The organism is Methylobacter sp. (genome assembly GCF_023227905.1).
Lineage (GTDB): Bacteria > Pseudomonadota > Gammaproteobacteria > Methylococcales > Methylomonadaceae > Methylobacter_A.
In genome coordinates this window covers 13,968-30,979 of sequence record NZ_JALOCF010000023.1, presented here as the reverse complement: position 1 = coordinate 30,979, position 17,012 = coordinate 13,968, and the positions used below count along the sequence as shown (strand labels likewise).

General features: G+C 51.6%; 16 protein-coding genes and 1 pseudogene. 10 read left to right on the top strand and 7 right to left on the bottom strand.

Translation table 11 applies throughout. The features are described from left to right. Positions 1-75: 75 nt before the first annotated feature. The gene (locus M0R47_RS10925; protein ID WP_292554371.1) at positions 76-942 is read right to left on the bottom strand and encodes a metallophosphoesterase; all 867 of its coding nucleotides are present in this window, start codon (positions 940-942) and stop codon (positions 76-78) included. Then, positions 939-1,919, bottom strand: a complete 981-nt coding sequence (locus tag M0R47_RS10920; protein WP_292554368.1) for a diacylglycerol kinase family protein — start codon at positions 1,917-1,919, stop codon at positions 939-941. Before M0R47_RS10920 ends, M0R47_RS10925 begins: the two co-directional genes overlap by 4 nt. Before the next feature lie 239 nt (positions 1,920-2,158). Here M0R47_RS10920 and M0R47_RS10915 point away from each other — a divergent pair, with 239 nt between their 5' ends. From M0R47_RS10915 to M0R47_RS10885, 7 genes and pseudogenes are all read left to right on the top strand, one after another. Beyond that, on the top strand, positions 2,159-2,542 hold the full coding sequence (locus M0R47_RS10915; protein WP_292554365.1) for a helix-turn-helix domain-containing protein: 384 nt from the start codon (positions 2,159-2,161) through the stop codon (positions 2,540-2,542). Further along, the gene (locus M0R47_RS10910) at positions 2,539-3,018 is read left to right on the top strand and encodes an arsenate reductase ArsC (RefSeq protein ID WP_292554363.1); all 480 of its coding nucleotides are present in this window, start codon (positions 2,539-2,541) and stop codon (positions 3,016-3,018) included. Before M0R47_RS10915 ends, M0R47_RS10910 begins: the two co-directional genes overlap by 4 nt. A 17-nt stretch (positions 3,019-3,035) precedes the next feature. Further along, positions 3,036-3,758, top strand: coding sequence for an arsenical resistance protein ArsH (gene arsH, locus M0R47_RS10905; RefSeq protein ID WP_292554360.1), 723 nt, complete (start codon positions 3,036-3,038; stop codon positions 3,756-3,758). Between the two features lie 51 nt (positions 3,759-3,809). Next, positions 3,810-4,172 (top strand): arsenite efflux transporter metallochaperone ArsD, encoded by a 363-nt coding sequence (arsD, locus tag M0R47_RS10900; RefSeq protein ID WP_292554357.1) that lies wholly within the window; start codon positions 3,810-3,812, stop codon positions 4,170-4,172. Positions 4,173-4,191: 19 nt separating this feature from the next. Next, positions 4,192-5,012 (top strand): annotated as a pseudogene (locus M0R47_RS10895) (TRC40/GET3/ArsA family transport-energizing ATPase); the annotation flags it as partial. A 12-nt stretch (positions 5,013-5,024) separates the two neighbouring features. Further along, the gene (locus M0R47_RS10890; RefSeq protein ID WP_292554430.1) at positions 5,025-5,954 is read left to right on the top strand and encodes an ArsA-related P-loop ATPase; all 930 of its coding nucleotides are present in this window, start codon (positions 5,025-5,027) and stop codon (positions 5,952-5,954) included. A 356-nt stretch (positions 5,955-6,310) separates the two neighbouring features. Then, positions 6,311-7,405 (top strand): alkene reductase, encoded by a 1,095-nt coding sequence (locus M0R47_RS10885; RefSeq protein WP_292554354.1) that lies wholly within the window; start codon positions 6,311-6,313, stop codon positions 7,403-7,405. A 164-nt stretch (positions 7,406-7,569) separates the two neighbouring features. Here M0R47_RS10885 and M0R47_RS10880 read toward each other — a convergent pair whose 3' ends face one another. Both M0R47_RS10880 and M0R47_RS10875 read right to left on the bottom strand, forming a co-directional pair. Next, complete coding sequence (locus M0R47_RS10880) at positions 7,570-8,409, bottom strand: NAD-dependent epimerase/dehydratase family protein (protein WP_292554352.1); 840 nt, start codon at positions 8,407-8,409, stop codon at positions 7,570-7,572. Between the two features lie 5 nt (positions 8,410-8,414). Continuing rightward, positions 8,415-9,347: a DUF523 and DUF1722 domain-containing protein gene (locus M0R47_RS10875; RefSeq protein ID WP_292554349.1), complete on the bottom strand. Its 933-nt coding sequence runs from the start codon at positions 9,345-9,347 to the stop codon at positions 8,415-8,417. Between the two features lie 837 nt (positions 9,348-10,184). Here M0R47_RS10875 and M0R47_RS10870 point away from each other — a divergent pair. Both M0R47_RS10870 and M0R47_RS10865 read left to right on the top strand, forming a co-directional pair. Next, positions 10,185-10,613 carry a DUF1499 domain-containing protein gene (locus M0R47_RS10870; RefSeq protein ID WP_292554346.1) on the top strand — a complete coding sequence of 143 codons (429 nt, stop codon included), beginning with the start codon at positions 10,185-10,187 and terminating at the stop codon, positions 10,611-10,613. Positions 10,614-10,627: 14 nt separating this feature from the next. Beyond that, positions 10,628-12,013, top strand: coding sequence for a deoxyribodipyrimidine photo-lyase (locus M0R47_RS10865; RefSeq protein WP_292554343.1), 1,386 nt, complete (start codon positions 10,628-10,630; stop codon positions 12,011-12,013). 49 nt (positions 12,014-12,062) lie between these two features. On the opposite strand, the gene M0R47_RS10860 is transcribed toward M0R47_RS10865, so the two are convergent. From M0R47_RS10860 to M0R47_RS10850, 3 genes are all read right to left on the bottom strand, one after another. Next, complete coding sequence (locus tag M0R47_RS10860; RefSeq protein WP_292554340.1) at positions 12,063-12,962, bottom strand: TIGR01777 family oxidoreductase; 900 nt, start codon at positions 12,960-12,962, stop codon at positions 12,063-12,065. A 727-nt stretch (positions 12,963-13,689) separates the two neighbouring features. Next, positions 13,690-14,574, bottom strand: a complete 885-nt coding sequence (locus M0R47_RS10855; RefSeq protein ID WP_292554338.1) for a poly(3-hydroxybutyrate) depolymerase — start codon at positions 14,572-14,574, stop codon at positions 13,690-13,692. Next, on the bottom strand, positions 14,567-15,163 hold the full coding sequence (locus M0R47_RS10850) for a hypothetical protein (protein WP_292554335.1): 597 nt from the start codon (positions 15,161-15,163) through the stop codon (positions 14,567-14,569). The genes M0R47_RS10855 and M0R47_RS10850 overlap by 8 nt, the downstream gene beginning before the upstream one ends. A gap of 525 nt (positions 15,164-15,688) precedes the next feature. Between M0R47_RS10850 and M0R47_RS10840 the strand changes: the two genes are divergently transcribed. Then, complete coding sequence (locus tag M0R47_RS10840; RefSeq protein ID WP_292554331.1) at positions 15,689-16,561, top strand: LysR family transcriptional regulator; 873 nt, start codon at positions 15,689-15,691, stop codon at positions 16,559-16,561. Positions 16,562-17,012 lie beyond the last annotated feature (451 nt).

Here is a 17,012-nt window from a genome sequence, read left to right as displayed (position 1 = left end):
GGATAGATAGGGTTATTTGGCTGGCAGCCAACGTCAATAGTACATAGCTGGTGTTACAAAACAGGGTGGGTAGCGTTACAGTTTGGTTAAGTTATCGTTACAAGATTGATATGCTTTAAACAGTTGATTATTCTCCAGTCCGCAGGCCAGTTCGTGCGAACTGAAGCATTGGAAACCAAGTTCCGGCTCTGCGCAGTCCCAGCGCTCCAATATGCAGTGGCGCGGCTGTTGACTGCCGGGATATCGGATCAGATTGACTGAGTTGACCGTCCCCTGACGCACGCGCGTCGATACCGCAGTGCCTGCCTGCACCGCCCAATGTCGGCCCGGCAAATTGTCATAGCATTCGTGCAGAGGCAGCACATAAGGCACATGGATATGTCCACCCATGACAAGATCGGCGCCTGCGGCGGCCCAGCAGTGCACGGCGGCGTCTCGGCCGTGCAGCAGGTTGGTGCGGTCCTTGTCACCTATCACGGCGACCGGTTGGTGCACCACCACGATGCGCAATTGTCCGGGTGACGCAGTTTTGAGCAGGTCGGCTACCCGATGGGTCTGTGCGGAAGACACCTCGCCATCTTTATGGCGGTAGGCGCGCGTGGTGTTCACGCAGGCGATGAGCCATCGCGCTGAGATAAATACCGGTTCCAAATCGGCACCGCAGGCGCGCTGGTAATTTCTCAAGGGAGTAAACAGGCGAGCCACAATATTAAACAACGGAATATCATGGTTGCCCGGTATGATCAGCATAGGGATGTTGCCCAGTCGCCCGAAGAACCGGCGCGCCGCATCAAATTGTTTGCGTGTGGCCCTTTGGGTAATGTCGCCCGAAACGACAATGACTTCCGGCGCTTGCTCATGCACCAGGTGCACCAGAGCTTCGACGACCGCCGGGCGTTCGGTGCCAAAATGCGTATCGGAGATCTGCATCAGTGAGGTCATAGGCTGTCCGGGTCGGGTGGATTTTCGCCCGGTACTACTTCGGGCTTAAGCAGGAGCAATTCTTCGGGTGCCAAACGGAACCGCAAGGGAGTCGTGAGCAAGCTGACCTCGCCATCCATAGCCACTTTAATATGGCGCCGGCCATAAAGTAGTGCCGGGGTCGGCGTCACTGTGATTTGCCGGAACGCGAAACTGGCAATATGCTCGGCATCACCCAATTGCCCGAGCGTTCCGCGCAGCATCAACTGTAGCAGCGTCGGCGTATCTACCGGCTTTAGTACGGTCGCTACAAGGTGGCCCTGCTCCACCGCCTCCGCTTCGGGAAGGCCGATGCGTTCGAGTTGCAATCGGTTATTGCTGACAAAAATCATCAGCGTGCGCAGCTCATACGACTGATCGCCATGCTCGACATGAATACGCATTGGCCGGTGTTCACGCAGCAGCGTCATAATGCCTGCCCACCAAGCCACCAGCCGGGTACGGCCGTAGGACACTTTATAGGCCTCACGTTCTTCGAGCAGCTTCGGGTAAAGCCCAAGGCTCGCATTGACCAGGAATACCCGGTTATTCACCAGTCCGACCTGCACTGGATGAGCGCGCGAACTCAGCAATACCTGCAAGGCCTTTGCCGTATCAGATGGAATGCCGTGGGTGCGACTGAAATAGTTGAAAGTGCCTTGGGGCAATACGCCGAACGGGCAGCCGCTGCCCAGCACCGCCTGAGCTACGGCATTAATGGTGCCATCGCCGCCTGCTGCGACCACCACGCCGCCTTGCGCCTGGGCCCGGGCCACGGCCGATGCCGAAATGTGCGGTAACCGGGACGCATCTTCGACCAGCATGACATGATATTCGCGATTGGCCTCGGTCAAAAAGGTTTCGATAATTGCGCGCGTTACCGCAACATCATCGCTGCCGGAGCCGGCGTTGAACACTATGAAAAACGGAGCTGATGGGTTTATCGTAACAGCTTGCATATGGGGTACTCCCATTAACCAGTGAACGGCAATTCGGAATTCTAAGCGTCCGTCTGTAAAACGACGCTTAATTTTTCCACTAATCGGCGCCGTTTTTCAAGAAAAACAGACTATACATTAAAAACAGCGATGATCTGTTGGCAAATATTGATGCTCTTTTATCCAAACCGGCAAATTTCCACTTGGCGGAATTGATAATATTTATTTTAATAATTCAATAATCGTTGTAGTATTGAAAAATGGATAAAAAAATTGCAACAACGATATTTGAATCACTGGCTTCCGGTGTACGGCTGGATGTTTACCGGCTGTTGGTTAAAAACGCGCCCAATGGCCTGGTCGCCGGGGAAATTGCCACGCTGCTGGCTTTACCATCTACCAATCTGTCCTTTCATCTCAAAGCGATGACTCACGCCGGTTTGCTTAACGTCACCCAAGAAGGACGCTATCAACGCTATCGCGCTAACTTGTCCATTATGCAGGAACTGATTATTTATTTAACCGCCGAATGCTGCACCGGACATACTGAGGCTGAGCATTGCTTTGACAGCGATTCAGCATCGGACTGTTGTAACACTGAAGCAAATCTTTCAACCACTGATCAAATAGACTCTTATTTATGAATGTACTTTTTCTTTGTACGGGTAATTCTTGCCGATCTTTAATCGGCGAAGCTACTTTCAATCATCTTGCTCCAGAAGGCTGGCGGGCATTGAGTGCAGGCAGCAAGCCTTTAGGACGATTAAACAGTCGAGCAGTCGCTTTGCTTGAGCAGGAAGGTATTTCTACTGAAGGTTATTACAGCAAATCCTGGAATGATCTGCCTTTGACACCTGATATCGTCATTAGTGTTTGCGGCAATGCGGCTAACGAAACCTGTCCCGCTTATCTGGGCCCTGTATTGCGCAGTCATTGGGGGGTTGAAGACCCTGCTCATGCTGAAGGCACTGAAGAAGAAATCACCGCAGCGTTCATGACCGCTTACGGCATCTTGCGCCATCGCATCGAACAATTTCTGGTCTTGCCGCTGGACGAGTTGAAAAACGATCGTGACCGATTGAAAGCGGAGCTGGATCGTATCGGCACCCTGTTACCTTAAGCCTTAAGAGGGCCAACGTGTCTGACTTATTGAACGATTTACCTAATGTCGAGCGCGACCTGTTCCGGGTTCCGGACCTGGCCGAGCTGCGGCCGGCAACGCCTTCCACGCATGCGCCGCGCTTCTTGCTGTTGTACGGCTCTTTGCGTGAGCGTTCCTTCAGCCGGTTGCTGACCGAAGAAGCCGCGCGGCTGCTTCGGGCTATGGGAGGGGAGGTGCGGATATTCAATCCCAGCGGTTTGCCTCTGCCTGACGATGCGCCGGAGACTCATCCCAAGGTGACCGAGCTGCGGGAACTGACCCAATGGGCCGAAGGCATGGTGTGGTGCTCTCCTGAGCGTCATGGCGCAATGACCGGCATCATGAAAGCGCAAATCGACTGGATTCCTCTGTCCATTGGCGCCATTCGCCCCACCCAAGGGAAGACCTTGGCGATCATGCAGGTGTGCGGCGGCTCGCAGTCTTTCAATGCCGTCAATCAAATGCGTGTTCTGGGCCGCTGGATGCGCATGTTGACCATTCCTAATCAGTCGTCGGTGGCCAAGGCCTTTCTCGAATTCGACGACAATGGCCGGATGAAACCGTCCCCTTATTATGATCGGGTGGTCGATGTGATGGAGGAACTGTTTAAGTTCACGCTGCTGACCCGGGATGTGACGCCTTATTTGGTTGACCGCTACAGTGAGCGCCGGGAGAGCGCCGAAGCGCTGTCCCGGCGGGTTAATCAACCTGCGATCTAATCGCCTCATTTTTGCAATAACAGATATTTTAATATTTAGTGGAGACTTCAAATGAAAACCATCCAAGTGTTTGACCCTGCATTATGTTGCAGCACCGGAGTTTGCGGTGTGGACATCGATCAGCAATTAGTCGACTTTTCTGCCGATGTGGATTGGGCTAAGCAAAACGGTGCTCAGATTGAGCGCTTCAACCTCGCCCAGCAACCCATGGCTTTTGCCGATAACACAGTTGTTAAAGGCTTCCTTGAGCGTTCCGGAGCGGAAGCGCTGCCTTTAATCCTGGTCGATGGTGAAGTCGCCCTGGCAGGGCGTTACCCGAGCCGCGCCGAACTGGCGCGCTGGACCGGAATCACGCGTCCATCGATTGAAATTAAACCGGAAGGCGGCTGCTGTAGCGGCAGTAGTTGTTGTTAAAAAAGCCTTGGAAAGGGGCATGATGAATATGAAATTTCTCGACCAAGCGCCGCGCTTTTTGTTTTTTACCGGCAAGGGCGGCGTCGGCAAAACCTCGATTGCCTGCGCCACGGCGATACAGTTGGCGGATGCCGGTCGACGCGTGCTGCTGGTCAGTACCGACCCGGCTTCCAATGTCGGCCAGGTCTTTGGCATCAGCATCGGCAATAGCATCACCGTTATTTCGGCCGTGCCCAATCTGGCCGCGCTGGAAATCGATCCGCAAGCCGCCGCCCAAGCGTACCGGGACCGCATCGTAGGGCCTGTGCGCGGCGTACTGCCGGATGGGGTGGTGCAAGGCATCGAGGAGCAACTGTCCGGCGCCTGCACCACCGAGATTGCCGCCTTCGACGAATTCACCGCGCTACTGACCGAATCGGTGCTGACCGCCGACTATGACCATATTATTTTCGATACGGCGCCCACAGGCCACACCATTCGCCTGCTGCAACTGCCCGGCGCCTGGGCGGCTTTCTTGAGCAAGGCAAGGGCGATGCGTCCTGTCTGGGGCCTTTGTCCGGCCTCGAAAAGCAGCGGGAGCAATACAAGGCGGCAGTGGATGCGCTGGCCGATGCGGCCCGTACCCGGCTGATCCTGGTGGCTCGTGCCCAGCAAGCGACATTGCGCGAAGTTGCCCGCACCCATGACGAACTGGCCGCCATTGGGCTGGTACAGCAGTATTTGGTTATTAACGGCATCCTGCCTCGTATTGAAGCTGAAAATGACCCCTTGGCAGCCGCCATTCACGAGCGGGAGCAATCCGCCCTCAACGCCATCCCGGATGTCTTGCAACAGCTTCCCTGCGATCAGGTCATGCTCAAGCCTTTCAACCTTGTCGGATTGGCTGCGTTACGGCAACTGCTGGTCGATACGCCTTCGCAGGCTCAAGGTACGGCCGATTCAGCCATTAAACTCGACACCCCGAGCTTGTCAGAGCTGATCGACGGCATTGCACAGGATGGGCGCGGGTTAGTCATGCTGATGGGCAAGGGCGGCGTCGGCAAAACCACGTTGGCCGCCGCCGTAGCCGTAGAATTGGCCCAGCGCGGCTTGCCGGTGCATCTGACCACATCAGACCCGGCCGCTCACTTAAGCGAAACCTTGAGCGGAACATTAGCTAATCTGGCGGTCAGCCGGATCGATCCGCACGCGGAAACCGAACGCTACCGCCAGCATGTTTTGCAGACCAAAGGCGCAAACCTGGATGCCCAGGGCAGGGCGCTGCTGGAAGAAGACCTGCGCTCGCCTTGTACCGAGGAAATTGCCGTGTTTCAGGCTTTTTCCCGCGTCATCCGCGAAGCAGGCAAGAAATTTGTGGTGATGGACACGGCGCCGACCGGCCACACCTTGCTGTTGCTGGATGCAACCGGTGCCTATCACCGCGAAATTAGCCGCCAGATGGGCGACACCGGCTTGCACTACACCACGCCGTTGATGAGGCTGCAAGATCCGAAATTGACCAAAGTGCTTGTCGTTACTCTGGCGGAGACTACTCCGATACTGGAAGCCGCCAACCTGCAAGCCGACCTGCGTCGGGCCGGTATCGAACCGTGGGCCTGGGTCATCAACAACAGCGTTGCCGCCACTCTTGTCAGCTCGCCGCTGTTACGCCAGCGGGCCGCCAACGAATTGCGCGAAATCGATGCGGTAGCCAATCAATATGCGCAACGTTATGCGGTGGTTCCGCTGCTTCATCAAGAGCCGGTCGGCGTCAGCCGCTTGCTTGAACTGGCTGGGCGATGAAATGCCCGAGTCTAGCTTTTTTCAAGCTGTAACGGCAATTTAGCTGGCACCCTTAGCGCGCACAATAACCTCGACCATGGCTATTGTGTCGCATTGCCGGGTACGCTAACATCCAAATCAGTTTGCCAGGGCCGTTACTCATTCACCGCAAAATAATTACCTGTAACCGGCGGGTGTAAATACATCCGCGCCTGATTTTGGCGATTGAAAGCGTTCGACTTAGGCATGAATGTTGAGCCGGGCTATCATCAAAAACCGCAAACCCGATTGTGGCGGGCTTTTATTGAGAGGCTACAGCGTTTTGCCGTCGAGTTTTAAAAGATACGCTTAGTGAACTATTCAAATTGGAGGTCATCATGGCACCAGCAACAAGTAATAAAAACAATCTGTTTTCGCCGATAGCGTTAGGGGATATGACCTTAGCCAACCGGATAATCATGGCACCGTTAACGCGCAACAGGGCGGGTGACGGCAATGTGCCTCAGGACATGAATATCGAATATTACCGGCAACGGGCCGGGGCCGGTTTGATTGTCAGCGAAGGCAGCCAAATATCGGCTAGCGGCGTCGGCTATCCCGGAACTCCAGGCATTCATTCCAACTTGCAAATTGAAGGCTGGAAGCGCATTACCCATGCCGTCCATAAGGAAGGCGGCCGGGTTTTTATCCAACTTTGGCACACCGGCAGAATCTCCCATTCATCGTTGCAGCCCCGTCATATTTTGCCGGTTGCGCCATCGGCACTGAAAGCCGCGGGCCAAGCCATGACCTATCAAGGTTTGCTGGATTTTGAAACGCCGCATGCGCTAACTCTGGATGAACTGCCGGGTATAGTTGACGAATATACAACGGCTGCACAAAACGCCAAAAAGGCCGGTTTCGATGGCGTGGAGCTTCATGCCGCCAACGGTTATCTGCTGGATCAGTTTTTAAGAGACGGCACCAATCGCCGCGAAGACAGCTACGGCGGCGACATTGCCAATCGGATGCGCTTGTTGGTTGAAGTGATTGAAAAATGCATCGAGGTCTGGGGAAGCCATCGTGTCGGTGTGCGCGTGTCGCCGGAAAACAGTTTTAACGATATCAAAGACAGTCAGCCGCAACAGACTTTTAATGCCGTCGCCAAAAAATTATCCGACTACCCGTTGGCCTATTTGCATGTGCTGGAAGGCGACATGATGACCGGTAAGCGGGAGGTGGATTACGTGGCATTAAGAAACTGCTTTTCAGGGCTTTATATGGCTAACAACGGCTATGACCTGGAAACCGGCAACAGGGCTATTGAACAGAGCCATGCCGACATGGTGGCGTTCGGCAAGCTGTTTATCGCCAATCCGGATTTGCCGGATCGTTTCGCTAAAAACCTGCCGCTAAATAAGCCGGATCATGCGACTTTTTACGGCGGCGATGAAAAGGGTTACACCGATTATCCTAAGTATGCGGGTGGATGAAGGATGGGCCGCAGCTTACCCGGTGCAAAGTGAAGAGTGCAAGCTCTGCTTGCCTTGCAGGCGAAGCCTGCACTCCGGGAGCCTTAAAAAAGCGTTAAAAGTTGATTTGGGTGCCAACGGAAGATGTATATTACGATGAGTGTAGCGCGTGGGAACGGGTAAAATCATCTTTGGGCGCTGATTAACTCCGAATAGCCGTCCCGATAGCTCGGATATTGGAACCGATAACCCAACGCCTTTAACCTGGCATTACTGCAACGCTTGTTCATTCCGATATCGGCATCGACTTTCTTAACACTGGGTGGAGGGCAATGCAGACGATCTGCCAGCCAGGTCATTACGTCCCACATCGGCGCCGGATCATCGTCACTGGCTAAATAACATTGAGCTAACGCTTTACCGGCCAGGCGCTGTTCCAGCAAAAAAGCCAAAACGCCGATGCAATCTCGCTGATGTATCCGGTTGGTAAAATAAGGCGGAGTTTGCTGTATGGCTGGTGCTTGCGTCGCCTGTCTTAACAGAGATTCCCGCCCCGGTCCGTAAATGCCGGAAAAACGCACCACAATATTAGCCGGATTTAAAGCCAGCAATTTTTGTTCGGCTTGCCTGATCAATTGGCTGGTGATATTGGCAGGCTCGGCAACTGAGTCTTCATCCACCCATTCGCCTTGGGATTGCCCGTAAACGCTGGTGGATGAGACCATCAGCCAAGGGGTTTGCGCAAACCTTACGAGCAGATTGTCCAAGCCGGTTTCGTAAACGGCGCGGTAGCTTTGTTCATCCCGCCCGTCAGGCGAAACAATAAAAAAAGCCTGGCTGAAATCGCCGTCCAAACCTGCCAGGTCGGAGGATGAGCTGATATCGGCGGCGACATAGCGGATAGGGCCGGACGCAGATAACGGCGGCTTGCGCTTTAGCCCGGTGACTTCATGGCCTTGGGCCGCTAAAACTTCGGCAAGCTCAGAGCCTATCGCGCCGCAGCCGACAATCAGAATTTTTGCCATGTTTATTATTGGTTAAGGAGTTGCAGTTCTTGCGGATAAGGCGACATGTAATAGGACTCTTCGATGTAGGGATCGGGCGCTTTACGAAAATGGTGTTTGAGCAGGGTTAAAGGCACTATCAGTGGCACGTAACCATTGCGGTATTGTTCAATTACTTCGCAAAGTTCGGCTTTATCGTCGGCGCTTAAAGCCTTTTTTAGGTAGCCTTGAATATGCTGCAAGACGTTGACGTGATTTTTGCGGGTGGCGATCTTTTTAAGGGTGGTCATCAGCTGCGAAATGTATTGTTCTGCAACAGGCGCAAGGTTGGCTTTGTTGAGTCCCGCCAATAACTGGCCCAGGTCGCGGTAATCGTCATGGCTCATGATAATGAGCTTATGGCGGGCATGAAAATGCGTCAGGCTGCTTATAGTCAGTCCGTCTGCCAGCATTAATTTCCAGCGGTAGAGAACGTAAACGCGCTGGATAAAGTTCTCGCGCAGTCCGGGATCGCCAAGCCTACCTTCTTCCTCTACCGGCAACAGCGGACTATTGCGCATCATTTCCTGCGCATAAATGCCGACTCCGTCCTTATGCGGTTGGCCTCCAGCATAAACCTTTACCCTCTCCATGCCGCAACTGGGCGAATCCTTTTTCAAAATGTAGCCGCACAAGTCGGCGTGCAAATCTTTTTGATGCGTAGCCCGGTTGTGCAAGCGTTCGGTTACATCCAGTTCAGGGTCTTTAATGCCGACACAGTGAATTGCATTGTCAATTCTTACCAAGTGAATGGCTGGCCGAGGCGTGCCCAGGCCAATTTCTACTTCCGGGCAAAAAGGGTGAAACTCAAAGTATTCGCTCAGGGTGCCAGTAATGTAAGGGTCAAGTTTGTGCCCTCCGTCAAAGCGGACATTCTGGCCCAATAAACAACTGCTGATGCCGACAGGAATCTTTTTCATAAGGCTGACGAGTGCTGAATGAGTGATGGCCCGAGTCTATAGCCTTTGGAGGATTTTTCAATCGATTTTTGGCCGTCCCTGCATGAAGGCTTAATCATTCGCGTAGATTTATGACCAAAAGCCAGAGGGTTCAGTCACTTATAGCTAAAACGCTAGGTAATGGCACTTATTGATCGAAGGAATTGAACCCCCTATTCTACAAGCGGGGTGTCTGCTAAATAGGGTTGCTCCTTCTCCAAAGGGATACCTACAAGGACGTAGGTAGTAAGGCACCCCCAGGGATGGAGAGGGGGCGCATGCGGGAGCAGTTGTTCGTGTTCCCTGCTTTTCAAACTATGGACTTACTGAACGGTTAATGGATGTTGTCGCGGTTCCATTTCGCTGTAACGGCTATGGTTTAAATTTTCTGCTAATTACTTGCATAGACGCGTCAACCGGTCGGGTGTTATTTGCAAATACACGGTTGTGGCGGTTTTCTTGCTGTTCCCCGGGTATATTTTTATTACCGGTTTTAACATGAATCCGCAGATCGCCGTATTTTCGCTTTCCAATGAAATTTACTCAGGCTAATGAGCCAAGGAGTGATCATGGAATATCATATATCTGAATTGTTGATTAATATGTGGGGCACTGTTTTGATATTGGTGTTGCTAAGGTACAAGATCTGACCTTGGGATGCATTAATACAGTGTGCTATTTTGACAATAATGCCGGCCATATCTGTGGCATGGGATGGCTTCGCTCTGAACTTTTCCGTCTTTGTAGCCCTTGGCGTCCAGGATTCGAGAGGCAATCATCAGAAATATCCAATACTATAAGTTTTTAAGGATGACACTGATGCAATTTAAAACCATTTTTTACATTATCGTTATGACATTAAGCACAGCAACCCAAGCATCAGAAAAACAATTACCGCCTTGTCCGGGCAGCCCCAATTGCGTTTCCAGCCAGGCGAAAGACGCCGACCATTTTATTGCGCCGTTTAAAATCATAGGCAATGTTGATGAGGCTTGGGCGGCGCTGAAAAAAGCCTTGGTCGGCCAGAGCCGCACCGTCATCACCAACGTAACCGGCGATACGCTTCATGCCGAGGCAACCAGCCTGGTGTTTCGCTTTGTCGACGATATAGACGCGATACTGGACGCCGATGCCAGGATGATTCATATCCGTTCCGCCTCGCGCACCGGTTACGGCGATTTCGGGGTTAACCGCAAGCGCATGGAAACGCTCCGTTCAAAGCTGCAACAGGCGCATGTGATTGAATGACGCCGTAATCTGCGATGGCCTGTTACTCGACTTCGTTATTCATCTTCCGGCGCGACCTGCGTCTGCATGACAATACCGCATTGCTTGAAGCCTTGCGGGTTTCCATGCAGGTCATTCCGTGCTTTATTTTCGATCCCCGGCAGATCGAGCCGCACCCTTACCAAAGCAAGCCGGGCTTGCAGTTCATGTTGCAGTCTATTGATGACCTTCAGCAACAGTTACAGGAGGTAGGCGGCAAACTGGCGCTTTATCATGCGCTGCCGGAGCAGGTCGTAAAGCGGCTACATGAGCAACAACAGATACAAGCCGTATTCATCACTCGCGACTACACCCCTTTCAGTCGGCGGCGCGACGACGAGCTGGCCGCTGTGTGCAAACAGCTGGGCATCGCGCTGCATACGCTTCCGGGCATTCTGCTTAATGAGCCGGAGCAAGTCGTGAAAAATAACAAAACACCGTATCAAGTGTTTACGGCGTTTTATAACCAGGCAAGGCAAATCCCGGTTGCTCTGCCGCAAGCTTTGGTTAAGTGGAATTTTTTGGCGGCGGCTTCCGAATTCACCCCCGATCAGTGGGTCTCGCCGCTGGCGGAATCTGTGATTAAAGGCGGCCGCAATCGGGCGCTGGCGATACTGGACCGGATAGGCGACTATGCCGATTACCGGAACACCCGCGACTTTCCGGCGCTGGATGCGACCAGCAAGCTTTCCGCGCATTTAAAGTTCGGCACTTGTTCGGTCCGGGAAGTGTTTTATGCCATTATCGAACAGCTCGGCAGCGAACATCCGTTGATTCGGCAACTATACTGGCGCGATTTTTTTACTCATATCGCCTATCATTTTCCGCAGGTTTTCGGGCGGGCTTTTGTGGAGAAATTTGATAACCTGCAATGGGATAACAATCCCGATTATTTCCAGGCCTGGTGCGATGGCAAAACCGGCTTTCCGATAGTGGATGCGGGGATGCGCGAGCTCAAAGCCACCGGTTACCTGCATAACCGGGTACGGATGATTACGGCCTCATTTCTGGTCAAAGACCTGCATATCGACTGGCGTTGGGGCGAGCGCTACTTTGCCCGGCAGCTGGTCGATTACGATCCCTGCGTCAATAACGGCAACTGGCAATGGGCCGCCTCGACAGGCTGCGATGCGCAGCCGTATTTCAGGATTTTCAATCCCTGGCTGCAACAGCTTAAATTCGATCAGGATTGCCGGTACATTTATCGCTGGCTGCCTGAACTGCAAGCCTTTCCGCCCCGTACCATTCATCAATGGGATAAGAGACATGGTATATGCAATTATCCTGCGCCGGTTGTCGATCATGCCCGTGAGAGCCAATTAACCAAGACCCGGTTTAAGGAAGCCGCCGGCACGAAGAATAAGGTTCAAAGCCAGCTTTGAACTCCGGTATTAGTTTATGGAGTCCAAGACTGGCTTTGGCCGTTCAACGTTAATGAGACAACGCTTCATTCAATGCAGCGGCAAGATCCTCGTATTGAAACTTAAACCCCTGCGCCAACAGCCGCTCCGGCATCACGCGCTGGCTGCCCAACACCAGTTCCGACATTTCGCCGAGCAGACTTTTCAACACGCAAGCAGGAACCGGCAGCAGCGCGGGGCGATTCAGGCATTGCGCCAGTATCCGGGTGAATTCGGCGTTGGTGACAGGGTTCGGGGCGGTTGCGTTATAAGCACCGCGCATTGTCGAATCGGCCATCATGGTCTGCGCAATATTGAGCCAGTCCTTACGATGCACCCAGGACATCCATTGTCGTCCGTCGCCCAAGCGCCCGCCCAGTCCCAAGCGAAACGGCGGTAACATCCGTTGCAGAAAACCGCCGCCGCCCGCTATAACCAAACCTGTCCTGATCAGGCAGACTCTGACGCCGAATTGTTCGGCTTGCTTTGCGGCGGCTTCCCAATCGGCGCAAAGCTGACTGGAGAAATCTTCATAGGGTGTTGATTCCTCGGTTAACACCGTGTCGCCCTGATCGCCGTAATAGCCGATAGCGGAACCGCTGATTAACAGTTCGGGCTTAACCGTCATGCGACCGATGCAGGTTATCAGGTGATGGGTCAGGCCGATACGGCTATCCCTGATTAGTTGCTTGCGGGCCTCGCTCCAGCGGGGGGCAATAATCGGTGCGCCGGCCAGATTGACGATGACCTGATAGCTGTCTTCAGCTTTAAGTTGCGTGAGACTGCCCAATGCATTAACGCTGGGGCCGCATATGTTGGCGACCTTCTCCGGGCTGCGGCTTAATACCGTAACCGCATGGCCTTGCTCGACCAGGTTTTTAACCAAAGCACTGCCAATAAAGCCGGTACCGCCGGTAATTAATATGTTCATAATCGTGTCCTCATAACCATTGATTGATTTGGAAAACTTTTATCAATGCCCAAACAGCATTAACCCGATAGTGACATAAACTAGTAAAAACTGCGTGGATTCCTGAATTCATGGTTCTGCCTTGAGAATGCGGCCTTCTTTCGTCAGGCCCCTTTCATGCTCAAGAGAACTATAGCTAGCACCTATTGATTCATAGAAAGTTGATATTTCTCAAAGTCGATAAATTGATCATAAAATTAAAATCTTCTACAAAACCAATTTTAAAATTGTGCCACGTATTTAAAAGCTATCTGAACACGGCACAGATGCTAATCATAATTTACTTTGTTCCTGATTGGCGAAGCAGTGGCCGGGATATTTGTATTAAATGGAGTGAGTCTTTATGAAAAACATAAATTTATTCATAGCGATCGGATTACTTTTTTTATTGATTCAGTTCATTACAATGATATTGGTCGGCACAAAAGGCGTGTGGGCCGGCTTTTAACGTTAATGGGCTGTTTGTAAAAACCGATGTACAAAAAAAGGGCGGCCTTTAAGCCGCCCCGAATGAGCGCACCTCAAACTTGTCCGGCAGGATTGTTGATATTGGTTATTGTTGGTTTTTTCAACTTTATCCTGCTTTGAATTAAGCGGTATTAATAGCTAATTGATTGTCAGCTTGTGGTGAGCATGATTTGTTACCGGTCCTCAATTTATCGATTCGATCGCTATATAAGCTGCGAGTCTAATGGCTCGTAGAAATCAAAAAATCCAGCAACGTATCATTAATATCCGGCCACTGCGCATGAAGCTTGTCTCCTTCGCAATACCAGGTTTTTACGCCTTTAGCGCAACCGGAATAAGCCATGCAGCCATTGGCAATCTTTTCAGGTATTGGCTCGCATTGATTGCACGCCGCCCACCAGCCGAAAGTCTGTTGACCGTACTTCGGAAACAAATGGTCGTTCACGCTGTGCATGACCATCACAGGAACCGGATCGGGACATTTGTGATCTCGCAAATCCTGATAATCGATTCCTGCGGCGCTAGGGGCAATCGCCTTGGGAATATGCTTGGTGCCGGACATAAACGCCAAAGCCATCGCGGCAGTACCGCCGTCAGAATGCCCGGTAAGAAAAATTCGTTCTTTATCAATACACCATTGTTTGGCAATCAAGCCGGGAATAGTGCCGAGTTCGATGGTGGACGTAGGCGATAAATCAGGATGATCGGCATAAGCGACGATAAATCCGGCGCTCGTCGCTTTCAGTGTCAGCGCTGTCGTTTTTTCGGTTTTTGCCCGGTTTGAGCCTGCCGGAGACAACACGACCAGCAACGGATGGGCGATCGTGGCATCGTAATTTAATGGTGTGCGTACATTGTATTTGATGCCTTCAAGCGTTGACTCGCCATTGACGGCGCCGGATTCTCCAGCAAGCGTATCGGCAACGCATTGCGGGTTTTCGATTTGCCCGGCATAAGACGCGCTACCTACTTGAGAATATTCGTCATTATCTTCGCTGAAAAAGACTATCAGCGTTATCAAGATAGGTAGCAAGAACAGGAGCTTAAAAAGGTTATTTCGGATAGCCGAAGTGGCTTTTAATTTGTCCTGGTAGGCTTTAAACATCGGATGGCCTCGGTGCATCTTTGTCAGCTAAGCGCTTCATAAAATAAATAGCTGCCGCGATAAGTGTCACAATGAACAGCGCTTTTAACGGCAAATTATCCGAGGCCTCAGGTTCAAGACCTATCGAAAGCGGGATATGGTTATCGATGCTTTTGTCTTTATGCACTATCGCGACATGGATCAGATAATTGCCTGCACCGAATTTATTGAAATCGACCGTGCCGTTTACCGTACCGGATTTTATTTTTGTCGGCTCCAGATAGAAAACGCGGGTTCCTTCAGGTTCTTTGGTGACTTCAAACTCGACGGTTAAATTGCGCAGGCCTTTACCGCCATAATCGAATACCAGGTTAGTGGTACCCAGGTGCGGAATCGACTGGCAATACTCTTTGTTATTAAAGGTCGGTGTGTAGGCGGTAAAGTGGACCCGTTCATGACCGACCAGAATATTGCAGGCGTCGATTTCATTGCTTGCTCCCCGGTGCGCATAAACGGCTGACGGCAAAGCCAATAATCCGAATAACACCAGGACGCGGCAACTACAGGCTATCCTATTGATTAATGCGGGTAATGAAATGTTCTCTTTCATGTTTAAACCTCTTTTTAACTTTAGTGAAAGCAGAATTATCAACCCCACTATTTCTCCGCATTTGACGGCGGGCACAACATCGTATCTCCTGATGATAAAGGCAGAGATCGGCAATCGGCTGCCAACCTGCATCACACTAAAATCGAAACTTTCGGCTTCGCGATTAAAAATGGTGGTGTGCTGCCGGGTGAATTTAAACAGGCCTACAAATCCCTGCATAGATGGAAAATAAACGTCGGCAATACGATGGAAAGGCGTTTGTTCTTGGTCTACGCTGCTTGTAATCAGCGACGCGACAAAGCGGGTTTGCCGGCCAGTTTTTCTACTGCCATCGGCACGTATTTCTGCGCATAGCGTTGTTCAAATAGTTCAGCATCAGCAAGCGTCAATCGGCTTTTGCTGTTTTCATAGATTTCTCATATGGTTTGTCTAAAGGAGCCGCAATCGTATAGCGGAATATGAGCGTTTGTATAATACCTGCTTTCTATGGAACAATAGGTTTTCTCTATATGAGGAGCATCTCTGATGGAAATGCAGCAAATCCGCTATTTTTTGGCCGTCTGTGATCAAGGCTCAATCACGCATGCGGCGCAACTCACTTATGTGTCGCAGCCGTCTTTGACTCAGGCGATAAAAAAACTCGAAGATGAAATGGGCGGAGCGTTATTTACGCGGACTCGATCCGGCTGCGAGTTAACGCCGTTAGGTCGTATGGTTGAAGCAAACCTGCGCAAGATTTATAGAGACCTTCAGGCAACCAAAGCCGAAGCGATTCGCTTTACCCGGTTAAACACTGTTCCGTTGCGTATCGGGCTGATGACTACCATAGGCGCGCAACGCCTAAGTCCTTGTTTGGCGTGGTATCAGCAGGAATACCCGAATATCGAATTGGAACTCATCGTCGACAGCGAAGCCGAGTTATTGAAGCAACTAGGTTCAGGATTACTGGATCTGGTAATCAGCGCGCCGGCGCACATACCGGCAACGCCGTATCAATCGACCTTGCTTTACGAAGAACGCTATGTGGTCGCATTCAGCCCTAGCCATCGCTTTAATCAAGTGCAAAAAGTCGATCTTAAAGCGATACAGTCGGAGCCTTATTTAGACAGGCTAAACTGTGAGTTAAGAGAGGATTTGAAATGCATTTGCCAAAACGAGGAAATCAATCTTTACGCCGCTTACCGAAGTAACAGCGAAGAATGGATTTTGCAGATGGTTAAGGCCGGTATCGGGGTTGCATTAATGCCGGAATATACCCTGCCCAAGCAGGCAACAGATATCAGTTATCGCTATCTATCGGAACCTGAGATCAGCCGTCAGGTTTATGCGATTCATACGCATCAGACAGCAGCAAAGCCCGAATTGCAGGCATTGCTAGTGAATTTGAGCGGTACTTAAAATCAGCTTGGCAGGGACGGGTAGGGCTCCAACAGTAGGCGCTTTACGACTGCAAGGACTGATATTTGCTCCTCGGCAATTGCTCCTGCATTGCTCTACCTCCTGCATCCATGCAGAGCCTGTGAGGTGCCATTATGGGTATGGAGGACGTAGCCCGCACAAGCCTATGCTCATTTTTATGTCACGAAGACGGATTATTGCAACGGGAGTGCAAGCTTCGCTTGCGCTTGCAAGCTTCGCTTGCGCTTGCAGGCTTCGCCTGCACTTCTGTTTGTCCTGCAACGCGCTCATCGTTATACGCATGTCTTGCGAGACATTATCATTTCGGCAGGGCAATGACGCTTGTGTAAAGACGAAAGTGTTGCCTTTATTGTCGCCGGATGGATAATTTGCTTAATCCCTTTGAATTGATTGTCGGAATTTGGGCGGTTACTGTTAGCCGCTTGGTTTA

Excerpts from the sequence above, each read along its gene's own strand:
- M0R47_RS10925 (WP_292554371.1), bottom strand. The coding sequence starts at position 942 with ATGACCTCACTGATGCAGATCTCCGATACGCATTTTGGCACCGAACGC.
- M0R47_RS10920 (WP_292554368.1), bottom strand. The coding sequence starts at position 1,919 with ATGCAAGCTGTTACGATAAACCCATCAGCTCCGTTTTTCATAGTGTTC.
- M0R47_RS10915 (WP_292554365.1), top strand. The coding sequence starts at position 2,159 with ATGGATAAAAAAATTGCAACAACGATATTTGAATCACTGGCTTCCGGT.
- M0R47_RS10910 (WP_292554363.1), top strand. The coding sequence starts at position 2,539 with ATGAATGTACTTTTTCTTTGTACGGGTAATTCTTGCCGATCTTTAATC.
- arsD (WP_292554357.1), top strand. The coding sequence starts at position 3,810 with ATGAAAACCATCCAAGTGTTTGACCCTGCATTATGTTGCAGCACCGGA.
- M0R47_RS10890 (WP_292554430.1), top strand. The coding sequence starts at position 5,025 with ATGCTCAAGCCTTTCAACCTTGTCGGATTGGCTGCGTTACGGCAACTG.
- M0R47_RS10885 (WP_292554354.1), top strand. The coding sequence starts at position 6,311 with ATGGCACCAGCAACAAGTAATAAAAACAATCTGTTTTCGCCGATAGCG.
- M0R47_RS10880 (WP_292554352.1), bottom strand. The coding sequence starts at position 8,409 with ATGGCAAAAATTCTGATTGTCGGCTGCGGCGCGATAGGCTCTGAGCTT.
- M0R47_RS10875 (WP_292554349.1), bottom strand. The coding sequence starts at position 9,347 with ATGAAAAAGATTCCTGTCGGCATCAGCAGTTGTTTATTGGGCCAGAAT.
- M0R47_RS10870 (WP_292554346.1), top strand. The coding sequence starts at position 10,185 with ATGCAATTTAAAACCATTTTTTACATTATCGTTATGACATTAAGCACA.
- M0R47_RS10865 (WP_292554343.1), top strand. The coding sequence starts at position 10,628 with ATGGCCTGTTACTCGACTTCGTTATTCATCTTCCGGCGCGACCTGCGT.
- M0R47_RS10860 (WP_292554340.1), bottom strand. The coding sequence starts at position 12,962 with ATGAACATATTAATTACCGGCGGTACCGGCTTTATTGGCAGTGCTTTG.
- M0R47_RS10855 (WP_292554338.1), bottom strand. The coding sequence starts at position 14,574 with ATGTTTAAAGCCTACCAGGACAAATTAAAAGCCACTTCGGCTATCCGA.
- M0R47_RS10850 (WP_292554335.1), bottom strand. The coding sequence starts at position 15,163 with ATGAAAGAGAACATTTCATTACCCGCATTAATCAATAGGATAGCCTGT.
- M0R47_RS10840 (WP_292554331.1), top strand. The coding sequence starts at position 15,689 with ATGGAAATGCAGCAAATCCGCTATTTTTTGGCCGTCTGTGATCAAGGC.